Source organism: Segatella paludivivens DSM 17968 = JCM 13650 (assembly GCF_000373185.1).
In the GTDB taxonomy this organism is placed as follows: domain Bacteria; phylum Bacteroidota; class Bacteroidia; order Bacteroidales; family Bacteroidaceae; genus Prevotella; species Prevotella paludivivens.
Window position 1 is genome coordinate 64,085 of sequence record NZ_KB890686.1, and the last position, 13,763, is coordinate 77,847.

Sequence of the window (13,763 nt, forward strand, 5' to 3'; positions counted from 1 at the left end):
TTCTTTCCTCTTTTTGATTAATATTTATTCTGAACCAAAGCTGGGTCTGTATCCAATTCACCTTGTGCGATAGGAATATACTTTTTGCTTTCGGTCCAACTATTCGTACGATAACCATATTTATCAGGAGTTAAAACCTTTGCAGCTTCACCTGTACGAACAAGATCCCAATAACGTTTACCCTCACCGATAAATTCAAGATGACGCTCTTTCAAAACATCGTCAAGAGTAGCCTTGCTGAATTCTCCAAGTCCAGCTCTAGTATGTACTTGATTAAGCCAAGTCTTAGCATCTCCTGTTTCAGAACCACCTGTTCTAAGTGATAATTCAGCAGCATCAAGCAATGTCTCAGCATAACGATAGTAACGATAATTGTTATTATAGTTAAGGTTCTTTGATGTTGGGCAATTTGCATTGTTTGCATCAAAAGGACGATACTTTGCTAACCAAAGATGCGTATCCTGATAACGGGCTGTATAGTCGGTACCTCTAACATCCCAGATTGTAGCGCTACGTCGGGTATCATTGTCACTATACAGTGCATAAGTCTCTAGACGTACAGGGAGGAATCCCCAACCATCCTGACCCTTTGACCAACCATCACCGCCTGGCCAACTGTTAGGACTTATAAGTGTAGGAAGAACTGTTCCGCCAATAGCTAAAGGAGATCCCCAGTCGCGTTCAGAAATAGACTCTTCGTAATTGATTTCAAAAATTGACTCATTACACCATTCGCCACTTTCAGCCCAAATATCACCAAATTTAGGATTGAGTTGATACTGATTACTGCCGATTATTTCATTAAGATAACTCAAAGCTGTAGCATAACGTGATTGATCATTCTGATACATTACCATTTCTGCATACATCATAATAGCAAAAGCCTTTGTTACACGACCATAATCTGCAGTTTTAGACATTTTCATTGGTAAATCACCATTCTTTAGAATGTCTTCCAACTCTACGATAAGTTGACTATAAACATCATCGGCTTTCAGTTGAGGAGCTTTGTATGGAGATTCCATATTGGTAAGATAGAAAGGAATATTTCCAAAGTAGTGCCACAACATATTGTAATAGAATACACGCAATGTACGGGCTTGCATCTCATACCACTTTTTATTGGTATCAGTAAGATTACCAGCGGCATAACCTATATATTTTATAACATCATTACAACGCTTGATACCAGAATAGTCAACGGTCCAAAGTGAACTTAAAGTATTGTTAGCATCACCTTCATAGTTAAAGAGTTTGTGCCAATTCTGCATATCACTAATGTTACTACCACCAACCCAGAAATCATCACCCAGAATCTCAGCATCTATATTCAGGGCATTATACTGTCCTAATCCCCAATCAGGCCAATGCATAGGATCATATGCAGCCACGACAGCTTCTTGGATATGGGCATCTGTTGTATAATATTCTTCCAAAGGCTCGCCTGCAGGATTCTCAACGTTGAGAAAACTATCGTTGCAACTGGTCGTAAGCATTACCGAAACGCCCAGTAAACCTAAAAATATTAATTTATTTTTTTTCATAATTGTAGTCTTGATTAAGATTTAGAACGTTACATTTACACCAATAGTCCAAGTACGAGCCTGCGGATAAATACCACGGTCTATACCAAGAGAAGTTCCACCTGAAGATATTTCAGGATCAAAACCCCAATATTTTGTCCATGTAACAAGATTCTCTGCCATTACGTAGAAACGAATACGATCAATAAAGAATTTCTTGGTTATCATACTTGGTATTGTATAACCCAAAGATATGTTCTTAATACGGAAATAAGATCCATCATGAACATAAAGGTCAGACACAACCCAGTTGTTTGTATCGCCAAGAACCAAACGAGGATACTTATTTGAAGTACCTTCACCCGTCCAACGCTGTAACATCCATGAAGGATAGTTACCAGAGTAGATATCAGAACGATATGTAGCATCAAATACGTCGGCACCACTTACACCTTGAACAAATATATTAAAATCAAAATTCTTCCAAGATGCATCAAACTTCAAGCCGAATGTCCAATCAGGGGTACCATTACCGATGTTTGTACGGTCATCAGATGTTATCTGACCATCACCATTTACATCAACGAAACGCACATCACCAGGAACAGCCTTTGGCTGAATCATTTGCCCCTTTGAATTTGTATAAGCCTTTACATCTGCCATATTCTGGAATATTCCAGCTGTCTTATAACCAAAGAAATAAGGGAAAGGTAGACCGTTAGATCCACGTGTTCCACCACCAGAAATACCTTGGAAACTATCAAGGTCTATATAACCTGTGCTATTACCAAGATTTGTCAATTCATTATGAAGATAAGTTGCGTTACCTTTGATTCCAAATTGTGCATCTGCAACATGCCATCTGTAACCAAGTTCAAATTCAATACCCTTGTTTGTCATATCACCGACATTAGCAAGAGGAGCTGTTTCACCGACATAACTTGGTATTGGACGAGAAATGATCATTCCATTTGTTTTCTTTACATAATAGTCTGCAGAGAAAGTAAGTGCATTATCAAGGAATCCTAAGTCAATACCAATATCAGTCTGTTCGCTTTCCTCCCATTTCAAATCTGGGTTAGGAAGTCTTGTTGCCTTTGAACCATTTGTTTTCTGTGCAACCTGACCGAAGAGGTAGTTATTACCCATTGCGGTAAGTGATGTGTAACCAAAATCAGGAATGTTATCATTACCATTCTTACCCCAACTGAAACGAACCTTAAGATTTGACAACCAATCTTTAGTTACTTTCATGAAATCTTCATTCATGATATTCCATCCAACAGAGAAAGAAGGGAAGGTACCATATTTGTGATTAGAACCAAAACGACTTGAACCATCACGACGAATAGTTGCCTGAGCCATATATTTCTCGTCATAGTTGTAACTCAAACGACCAAATAATGAAGAAATTCTGTGCTCTGTATTAAAACCACCATAAACACCATACTGAACAGTTCCACCAGTAATATTACCAGCATCATCCTTTGTGAGAACCAATGATCCAGTAGCGTAATCAATAGAAGGTTTGTCTACATTTACCAAATTCCAACGATTACCACCAATATAATCACCTTTATACTTCAAAGCTGACTGACCAAGAACTACACCAAAGGTATGCTTACCTATAGTTTTATCCCATGTCAAGGTATTTTCTACCTGCCATGTTGTGCTCTTGTTAGATGAAGCATTCGCACTTGTATGAGTTGCATTGTTGTTTCCTGAAAGATAATACAATGATGTAGTGGCACCATTACTTCCCCAGAAAGCTAAATCCGCACTATATGTGAAATGATATTTTATATTATCCCATATACCTAAGTCAACAGAGAACTTTGGAACAAATTTATGGCTCCAATTACGAGTTGGATTTACCTGCATCATAGCCAAAGGGTTATTCATTTCCTGATAAGTTCCGAAATAACCAACAACTGTATAAGGATTTCCTTCAGGATCTCTTGCCAAATCATATGCTGAATATTTGTCAATCATTGATGTAGCAACAGAACCAAGAGCAACTGGCGACATAAGTGGTGACATATACAATGCAGAACCAAGTACTGACCCAAATTCAGAGTTAGTTGATATACCAGTACTATGTGTACGCATGTATGACATATTCACATTAAGATTCAATGTATTAAGATAGTCACGCTGCTTTGTAGCGTCAATAAGTTTATACTGTGTATTACTACGCAATGTAAGACGGTCATAATTTGACTGTCCGTAATTTCCACCAATAATACCATCCTGTGAATAATAACCAGCTGACAAATAATAGTTGACAGCATCAGAAGCTCCACTAATTGAAACGTCATGATTTACAACTGGGGCATTATCATTAAATACAAGGTTTTGCCAATCAGTTCCATTACCAGTAATGGCATTACCGTTTGTATCAGTCAACTTATAAGGATCTGCATATGGAGCAGCTTGTCCAGCATTGGTATACTTTTCATTCTGCAATATAGCATAATCTGTAGCATTAACTACGTCACGATGTTTCCAAGCACTTTGCCAACCATAAGAGAAATTATAGTTAATCTGTGCTTTGCCTACTTTTCCTTTCTTTGTTGTTACCAATACAACACCATTGGCAGCACGGGCACCATAGATAGCACCAGATGCAGCATCTTTTAATACTTCGATACTCTCAATATCATTAGGATTAACGAAATCAAGACCACCTTCAATAGGCATACCATCTACAATATAAAGAGGGTCGGAATTATTGATAGTACCAGTGCCACGAATACGGATACGTGCTGCTTCACCAGGCTGACCAGATGAAGATGTTACGTTAACACCTGCAGCAAGTCCCTTCAAAGCATTGTCCATACGGACTGGAGCTGTATTAGCAAGATCTGAAGCAGAGACCTTAGCAATAGCTGCTGTAACGACACTCTTTTTCTGAACGCCATAACCAACAACAACAACTTCTTCCAAAGATGCAGAACTTTCTTTTAATACAATGTGAAGATTGTCCGCTACTTTAACACGCTGTGTATCATATCCAATATAAGATATGACTAGCGTCGAACCTGGTGCTACGGAAACCTTAAAATTTCCATCAATGTCAGTAACAGAACCCTGTGAGGTTCCCTGCTGAACAACCGATGCACCAATGATTGGCTCACCCTGACCGTCAACGACTGTGCCAGAATAAAACTTATTCTGAGCAAATGACATCGTTGATACAAGTAAAGCCACAAACAAGAGTAATAGTCTAGATTGTTTCATGCTTAAAACTTTTGATTAACAATTTTAAATATTAGTTATTAGTTATTTTCAACTATGCAAATATAGAACAAATTTGAAAACTCCGTACTTTTCAAAAACACAAAAGTGGATAAAAATATAAGCATTGAAAAATTAAAGTTCTAATAATCAGCACATTACGTTTTTATAGCAGTAGCATAAAAGTGGATTGAATATAGAAACAAAAATAGCCAAAAAAGCACGTTTTCTTCTGTGTGCGGTAACAGTTTTTATAACAAAAGACGTTTTTTTATTTATTCTTATGCTATAAAAAAGTAATAATCACACAACTAGAGTTTTTAGATCACATACATTTTTGTTTTTGTAGCTTTAGTAAGTAATCAAGAATTTCATTATACTACATAAATTCTAAATCGTTTCAAGTATTATCTGAGTGACAAATGCTAATCACTCAACGATTTTAAATAATGTTCAGCTTGTTTTATACCACCGTATTTCTTAAGCAAAGAAAGCACATAATCATAATCATTAATATGTGGATTGCGTTCCATAAATATTCGTGCAGCCCTGTCCATGAGTTTAGCATTCATCAGTTTAACATTAATCATTTTGTTTCCTTCCACTCTACCAAGCTGAATCATTATAGTAGTACTAATCATATCAAGGATCAATTTTTGTGAAGTACCAGCCTTCATACGGGTACTACCTGTAACAAACTCAGGACCTGTAATAAGCTCTACGGTAAAATCAACCTCATGAGAAATAATGCTATCTGCATTATTAACAATACAGCCAGTCGGTATACCACGACTATGGCACCATTTCAATGTAGACAACACAAAAGGTGTAGTACCACTAGCAGAAAATCCGACAACAATATCATCAGCCGTGACACCTCTCTCAACAAGCTGCTGCCAACCATTGTCAAGATCATCCTCACGTGACTCACGAGTTTGCGTAAGATCTTTTATTCCACCAGGAAAAATTGCCTGAATTTGATGCCCATCTGTACCAAAGGTGTTTTGCACCTCAATAGTATCAAGGGTGGCAAGTCTTCCACCAGTACCGCAACCACAATAAAATAGTCTGCCTCCCAACTTTAAGCGAGAAAGGATTTCCTTAATCAGAGTGTTTATCTGTGGTAACGCCTTGTTGATAGCCATAGGAACAGACATATTCTCATGGTTGATATCGGCAGTAATCTCTTCAATGGTCTTCTTCTCAAGATGATCATAGTTAGACGAAAGTTCTGTTAATCGTGTTTCCATACGGCAAATATAATTAAAAAAGCGGAAACATTACTGTTTCCGCTATATTTTTATTGACCTATATTTAAGTCAAAGAGTTGCTTACTGAGCAAGTTTGTTATCAGATGCCAATACATCAACAATCTTGTGCTTGTACATCTTCTCCATTTCGTCACGAGCTGGACCACAGAACTTACGTGGATCAAACTCACCTGGCTTGTCTGCAAATACCTTACGAACTGCAGCAGTGAAAGCAAGACGAGAGTCAGAATCGATGTTAATCTTGCAAACAGCGCTCTTAGAAGCCTTACGAAGCTGCTCCTCTGGGATACCAACTGCGTCTGGCAACTTACCACCATTTTCATTGATCATGTCAACATACTCCTGTGGTACAGAAGAAGAACCATGAAGAACGATTGGGAAACCTGGCAATTTCTCCATTACTGCATCGAGAACGTCGAATGCCAATGGAGGAGGAACCAACTTACCTGTCTTAGGGTCACGTGTGCACTGCTCTGGCTTGAACTTGTAAGCACCATGTGAAGTACCAATAGAAATAGCCAAAGAGTCAACGCCTGTACGTGTAGCGAAGTCGATAACTTCCTCTGGCTTTGTATAATGAGAAACCTCAGCAACTACGTCATCCTCAACACCAGCGAGGACACCAAGTTCACCTTCTACAGTTACATCAAACTGATGAGCATAATCAACAACCTTCTTTGTCAAGGCGATATTCTCCTCATAAGGAAGAGCAGAACCATCGATCATTACAGAAGAGAAACCGAAGTCTACACAACTCTTGCAAATCTCGAAGCTATCTCCGTGGTCAAGGTGAAGAACAATCTCAGGATGAGCACAACCAAGTTCCTTTGCATACTCTACAGCACCCTGTGCCATATAGCGAAGAAGAGTCTGGTTTGCATAGTTACGGGCACCCTTAGAAACCTGAAGGATAACCGGTGACTTGAGCTCAGAAGAAGCCTTTATGATGGCTTGGAGCTGCTCCATGTTATTGAAGTTAAATGCTGGAATAGCATAACCGCCATTAATGGCTCTCTTAAACATCTCGCGAGTATTTACGAGACCTAAATCTTTGTAACTAACTGCCATAATTTTATTATATTTAAAAAATAATCTATTATAAAATCTTTGTGACTGCAAATTTAACATTTTCTTTTGATGGTACAAAATGTTCGCTTGTTTTTTACCATTGCAAAGAGGTTAAAAAATTTAATATTGTTTTAAATCAACTTCTTTAAATATTGTTTTGTAAAACCGAGGTTACAAAAAAGGAAATACCTTTTTGCATGAAACTGCCACAATTAATTATGATTTTCAAGACCTAAATTTATTCCATATTGGACTACGACGCAACATCGTTCCATTCTTTCTTGTAAGCTCAGAAGCAAACAACAATACTATAATATAACCGAATAACGGGATAATGAACGGAATGACCAAATTGGTGTTATCTGCGACAATTCCCATAAGCAAGAATCCACAACCACCGATAGGAGTCATCATAAGCAGAGAGGATGCACTCATCTTTAGATTACCTAATCCGGTAAGTGCAAGTGAGAATATTGTAGGGAACATTATTGCCTCAAAAAGATAATTGCAGATTATAGCGACCATAGACAACTTACCAAGATCAAACAATACAAATATCATACACAAAACACTTCCAGAAGCGCATGTAAGCAACATAATCTCTGCAGGAATGCGACGCATAATCCAACTACCCAAAAAACGTCCAATCATAAAGAATGCCAACGCAACTGTAAGTGTAATACTCGCTACATTATCATTCATCCAACCTTGACCTGTAACAAAGTTTATAAAGTAACTGTTTATAGATATTTCTGCAACCTCATAAGCCAACAAGGCAAAAAGCCCAAACACAAACATTGGATGATGACGGAAAAGCTTCATGATACGTGTGCCACGACTACGGTCTTCATCTGTTTCCTCATGCTGTATTTCAGGCAATTCTACTCTTGAAAACACAATAGCGATAACCAGGACTAAAATTCCTAGTATGGTATAAGGTACAACAACATCATCGCCGTCTGACGCTCCATTGAAAAAGAACTGACCGATTGTAAATGTTGCGAAAAGACTACCAAGACCATTAAAAGACTGAGAAAAATTCAGTCTGCTTGTTCCGGTTTCTTTGTCACCCAATTCTGTAACGTATGGATTTGCTGATGTTTCCAAGAATACCAGACCACAGCCTATAATGAATAATGCTATCAAGTATGCAAAAAATGTGTCCATTGCAGCACACGGTATAAACATCAAAGCACCAATTCCAAACAGCAGAAGTCCTATTACGACACCGAGCCTATAACCATTACGGTTGATAAACCATCCAGCAGGTATCGCCATAAGGAAATATCCAAAATAAGTTGTCACCTGTATCAATGAAGACTGGGTGATACTGATATTAAGTGAATTCTGAAAATGCTTGTTTAATACATCCAAAATAGCCCTTGCAAATCCCCAAAGAAAGAATAAGGATGTTATAAGAACGAATGGTATAAAATACTGTTTACTTGTTAATTTTGTCTTTGCCATAACAGACTATATATGTTATTATATTTATTACTTATTAATATTATTCCGCGAAGTCAACATTTCCACCATCTGCATACATTCCAATGACAACTCCTGTGAATCCTCCAGTAACCTCTGAACTCAGAAGGCTACAATTTAATTCTCCTAGTGACTTATATGATGTTCCATCATCACTGTATTCAAACTTATACATTTTATCATTATATGAAATTCGAAGATTCATCCATTCAGACCATATCTTATCTGATTTTACTATATAATCAATATTTTTAAGTTTGCAACGAAGAGATACATGACCATCTTTGACAAACAAATCATAATGTCCGTCATTTATCTGATACACAGACAAGCCGCCTTCGGCATTACCTTTTGGATGAACACGAAACTCAACACTTCCACAAACCTGTTCCTGTCGTTTACCAACAAACGTAGGCTGATTATTTTCAGACAAGCTACCATGTCCTTTAAACACAAGCTTATTACCATTGAAAGCATAGTTCCCAGAAATGGGATTCTGTATATGTATATACTCAGGTCCTAAATCTGAACGATTAAAATCAAAAGGCAGAGCATGGGGCATCTTATGCTCTTTTAGAGTTACAGCATTCATCAATGTATCTATAGGATTCCCACCATTTATTACTGGCCATTCACCTGTTTTCCATTCTACAGGTGCAAGGCAAGTCTCGCGTCCAAGATGATGATAACTTCCTCCAAAATTACGGTAAGCTAGGAATACAAGCCACCAGCGACCATCCATTGACTGAACGAAATCACCATGTCCTGTACCTTGAATCTGCATGTTCTGCCCTTTTCTACTACAATTTGTCAATATAGGATTAGCAGGATTGCTCTCATAAGGTCCATAGATGTCACGACTACGAGCTATTGTAAGATGATGAGCCAATTCCGTTCCACCCTCAGAAATCAAAAGATAGTAATAACCGTCTTTCTTGTATATATGGGGACCTTCAGGATATCTTCCACCATCACCCTGCCAAAGCATACGGCTTTTGGACAATTGCTTACCAGTTTTGGCATCTATTTCACTAAGCCATACTGCATCACCAGGATTTGAGCACATATAAACCTTGCCATTTTCAAAATACAATGAAGGGTCAATACCCTGTTGAGACAACCAAACAGGTTCACTCCAAGGTCCGGCAGGATTAGTAGCTGTAACAAGAAAGTTTCCACCATTACCGACATTAGTCGTTATCATATAATATGTTCCATTATTATATCTTATCGTTGGCGCATAAATTCCTAACCACGACGAAGCTCCTTTCAATGGAAGCTGCGAATCACGTGTCAACACATTTCCAATCTGTTCCCAATTTATCAAGTCATTACTATGAAAAACTGGAACACCTGGAAAATACTGAAAAGACGAATTAACCAAATAAAAATCATCTCCCACCCTACACACACTTGGATCAGGATGATAACCGGGGATAATCGGATTACGATAACCTTGTGAGAAACTGCTCTCTGAAATAATAATAAAAAAGAACAGACTTAGTATTTTCTTCATTGCGTTATTTAAATTTCAACATACAGATAAGTACGAGATACAACTAGATATGTCAAGTAAATCTATATTTCATGCAAAGATAAAACAAGATGCGGGAAAAACAAAATATAAAATAAAGTTTTCTCTGTTTTATCCCAATAACATTACCACAAATCACGAAATACACATTATTGCCACATAAAAATAGTCTTTAGGGCATAAAAAAAGGAGTACCGCTGTACTCCGACCTTGTTAACCTTAAATCTAATACTATGAAAAACATGGTGCAAATATATTCAGATTTACATTAAAATCCAAACATCGCATATTATATAGTGTTATTTTTACAATTTATTAAAACTTTTATTGGTGTTTTTAAGACAATTAAAGCATAAGGCATAAAAAAAGGGGCTCCGCTGAGTCCCAACCTTTGTTAACCTTAAATCTAATACCATGAAAAACATGGTGCAAAGGTATAACAGTTTTATTCAAAAGCCAAATAAACCTGAGCAGATTTTATTGACCATATTATTTTTTTGATTTACATCAACCAAGCGTTTCGATAGCCATTTTTCATTTAATTTATTATGATTCGTTTATTACCACAGCACCTTCCTGCTTCATGCCATCCATCATTATCTTCAAAGGTTTATCAAACTTTACGTGACGTACATAATCCGTTTCTTCTATTGCTGGCATAGCATCAAGAACATCCTTACGTATAAAGCCTCCGCATTCGGAATTGCAGTCTATCGTAAAATAGCCTACACCAAAAGAGGTTAGATTTTGAAAAAAATGTGTTCCCTGACTAGGATCTACATGATAGTTTTTTAAGGCCAGTTCAACTATTATACGTGCAGCAGATATATGCGGCCATTTCACTGGAACTCCAAGATAATGGTCACTTGATCCCCAACGTCCAGGTCCGATAAGCACATAGTTTTTAGCTTCAGCAAGGAACTTTCTATTTATTCTTTCGATATCATCTGCTACATAATAATTATTCATCGCCGAAAAATTATCATCGTATTTCACGTAGACAACATCAACAACATCATCACTTACGCCATGTCCTAATGAGTTATGTGAACGTAACAGGCAGCTATCATCAGGAATTTTCATAATATCGGTTTCTAATACTCCCTTTGTTTCCACGATAGGACGAATCTGCAACAAATAAAACTCACCAGTTTTGTTTTCATTTATATTGCATGCGAATTCTATCTCAATAGGACGACGCATCGCACTGGAACCATACTTCATAGATAACTGCAAGATCTCTGGCAAAGGAAAAACATCCTGTTGAAGTACACCGGCAAATGATATAATCTTGCGTCCTCCCTCATACAAACCGTCATTAATAATCTGATCGTAGGGATCAAAAGTAGAAACAATATAATTCAGAGATTTATCATGCTCTGCATCCTTTACTTTCAATTTTAGAATATTAAATCCATCATCAACCTTGAAGTCACTTCCGACATCAGACATATCTAACGCATAGAATTGGGTCTGGGTTTCGCGTAAAGCAGTTTCAACTTCACTTGTCTGCATCACTTGATCAGGATGATAAGGAGAGACCCGCAACGTCTGTCCACCATCGACAATATACTTTCCAAGTCCCAAAGCTAAAGAAGCAATACCATCTTCAGCAGTTTCATTCCCAACTGGATAATAGTTGATTGAACGCAATACACCACTAATATTAGGATAAAAATGATTTCCATATTGATGGCCGACGACCTCCTGCAAGATAACTGACATTTTCTCTTGATCGATAACATTACTCGTTGCGGTCATATATGCTTTTGAATCACGATAGTACACAGAAGCATATACACTTTTTATTGCGGCTGCAAGCATCTGTAACATCAGGTACTTGTCTGCAGTATTTGGTATCATATAAGTATTGTATATACCGGCAAAAGGCTGATAATGACTATCTTCAAGCAAACTTGATGATCTCACAGCAATAGGACTTTTGGTCGCATCGAAGAACGTAAAAAAATCTGCGATCAACGAATCAGGAAGTTGTGCTCTAAGAAAATGCTGTAATATCTCATCATCTGGTGCATCACTAAGTGCTATTTGATAAAGATGGTTTTGTTCCATAAACTGATCAAATATATCAGTACAAAGAACTACCGTTTTTGGTATCTGCACTGATGCACCTGAATATTGATTGAATTCAGAATGTGTCTTTATAACATTATCAAGGAAAGCTAAACCACGTCCTTTACCTCCTAGAGAACCTTCACCGATACGTGCAAAATGTGCATAACGGTCGTATTTCATTCTATCGAATACAGCAACAACTCCAATATTTTTCATGTGGCGATACTTCACTATGGCATCAAAAATTATCTGTCTATGAGCATCTACATCCTGCAATTTATGCCAAGTGACATTTTTAAGAAACTGCGACACAGGGAATATAGCACGTGCACTAAGCCAACGGCTCATGTGATTACGACTTACATGATAAAGCATTGAAGCATTTGGTATCTTAAAAATATTATCTTGCAATTCCTTCAATGATCTTATCCTCATTACTTCTTCGTGAGTAGTTGGATCGCGGAAGATGAAATCGCCAAATCCCATGTGCTCTTCCATTATTCGACGCAAGTCAAGACTCATTGTCTTGGAATTTTTGTCAACGAAACGAAAATACTCTGCTTCTGCCTTTTCACGGTATTTGCATTCTGAGCTTTCCATTATTAGTGCAACATACTCATCACGTTTACGAATAGCACGCAACAATTTCAACCCAGCTTCAGGATCTTTATAAACAGCAGAGTCACGCAATGGAGATGGTTGCAACACATTTTCTTTAGGAGAAATCTCCCTCATCGGGAAACGTGCGTCACTGATTACGCCTATACAATTATCAGCAAACTTATTATATATATTCATCGCTTCCTCATAAGTACGTGCAAGCACAACTTTAGGACGTCCACGCATACGAAGCGTTGACTGATGTCTGTTAAGCGCCTCTGTGGCAAAACGCTTACTTTGAGCAAGTATGTAACTATATAAATTGGGTAATATCGAAGAGTAAAAACGAATACTATCCTCCACTAGCAATATCATCTGCACACCACTTTCCTTGGTGTCATGCTCTAGATTCATCTTATCTTCAAGAAGTTTTATTATTGATAGAATAAGATTAGTATTTCCTAGCCAACAGAATACATAATCGAAGATACTTAAATCCTCGTTCTGCATTCTTTTAGTAATACCATGAGAAAAAGGTGTAAGTACAACGCATGGTATATCCGAAAACATACCTTTTATATCTCTTGCCACAGTGAAAGCATCATTATCTGCATTACCTGGCATACAAATCACCAAATCTATATTAGTTGTATTAAGAACTTTAGCAGCCTCATCAGTCGTTGATACCTGAGTAAATGTTGGTGGATATCTAAGTCCTAGCTCCATATACTCATTATATATTTTTTCTTCCACACGTCCGTCATCCTCCAACATGAATGCATCATAAGGATTGGCAACTATGAGTACGCTATATATGCGCCTCATCATAAGATTCGCGAACGTTACATCTTTCAGATAAAACTTATTAAATTCATGGGGTATTTTACTTTCCATGGTTGTTTATAGTTTGCATTATAACTGCAAATATAACATTAATAATTGGCAATACAATGAAAAATTAATTGTATT

General features: G+C 37.4%; 7 protein-coding genes. All 7 read right to left on the reverse strand.

The features are described from left to right. Nucleotides 1–17: 17 nt before the first annotated feature. A complete protein-coding gene (locus B045_RS0113750; protein ID WP_026234431.1) occupies nt 18–1,544 on the reverse strand; it encodes a RagB/SusD family nutrient uptake outer membrane protein in 1,527 nt (508 codons plus the stop codon). Nucleotides 1,545–1,565: 21 nt separating this feature from the next. Continuing rightward, a complete protein-coding gene (locus B045_RS0113755) occupies nt 1,566–4,763 on the reverse strand; it encodes a SusC/RagA family TonB-linked outer membrane protein (RefSeq protein WP_025883720.1) in 3,198 nt (1,065 codons plus the stop codon). A 422-nt stretch (nt 4,764–5,185) separates the two neighbouring features. Then, nucleotides 5,186–6,010 (reverse strand): N-acetylmuramic acid 6-phosphate etherase, encoded by an 825-nt coding sequence (locus B045_RS0113760; RefSeq protein ID WP_018464852.1) that lies wholly within the window; start codon nt 6,008–6,010, stop codon nt 5,186–5,188. Nucleotides 6,011–6,091: 81 nt separating this feature from the next. Then, nucleotides 6,092–7,099, reverse strand: coding sequence for a class II fructose-bisphosphate aldolase (locus tag B045_RS0113765; RefSeq protein ID WP_018464853.1), 1,008 nt, complete (start codon nt 7,097–7,099; stop codon nt 6,092–6,094). 225 nt (nt 7,100–7,324) lie between these two features. Next, complete coding sequence (locus tag B045_RS14775) at nt 7,325–8,566, reverse strand: MFS transporter (RefSeq protein WP_025883724.1); 1,242 nt, start codon at nt 8,564–8,566, stop codon at nt 7,325–7,327. A gap of 40 nt (nt 8,567–8,606) precedes the next feature. Beyond that, nucleotides 8,607–10,100 (reverse strand): glycoside hydrolase family 43 protein, encoded by a 1,494-nt coding sequence (locus B045_RS0113775; protein WP_018464855.1) that lies wholly within the window; start codon nt 10,098–10,100, stop codon nt 8,607–8,609. A 564-nt stretch (nt 10,101–10,664) separates the two neighbouring features. Then, on the reverse strand, nt 10,665–13,688 hold the full coding sequence (locus tag B045_RS0113780) for a PEP/pyruvate-binding domain-containing protein (protein WP_018464856.1): 3,024 nt from the start codon (nt 13,686–13,688) through the stop codon (nt 10,665–10,667). Nucleotides 13,689–13,763: the final 75 nt, after the last annotated feature.

What these genes read in the sequence shown, in the direction of transcription:
- B045_RS0113750 (WP_026234431.1), bottom strand. Translation starts at nt 1,544, where the DNA reads ATGAAAAAAAATAAATTAATATTTTTAGGTTTACTGGGCGTTTCGGTA.
- B045_RS0113755 (WP_025883720.1), bottom strand. Translation starts at nt 4,763, where the DNA reads ATGAAACAATCTAGACTATTACTCTTGTTTGTGGCTTTACTTGTATCA.
- B045_RS0113760 (WP_018464852.1), bottom strand. Translation starts at nt 6,010, where the DNA reads ATGGAAACACGATTAACAGAACTTTCGTCTAACTATGATCATCTTGAG.
- B045_RS0113765 (WP_018464853.1), bottom strand. Translation starts at nt 7,099, where the DNA reads ATGGCAGTTAGTTACAAAGATTTAGGTCTCGTAAATACTCGCGAGATG.
- B045_RS14775 (WP_025883724.1), bottom strand. Translation starts at nt 8,566, where the DNA reads ATGGCAAAGACAAAATTAACAAGTAAACAGTATTTTATACCATTCGTT.
- B045_RS0113775 (WP_018464855.1), bottom strand. Translation starts at nt 10,100, where the DNA reads ATGAAGAAAATACTAAGTCTGTTCTTTTTTATTATTATTTCAGAGAGC.
- B045_RS0113780 (WP_018464856.1), bottom strand. Translation starts at nt 13,688, where the DNA reads ATGGAAAGTAAAATACCCCATGAATTTAATAAGTTTTATCTGAAAGAT.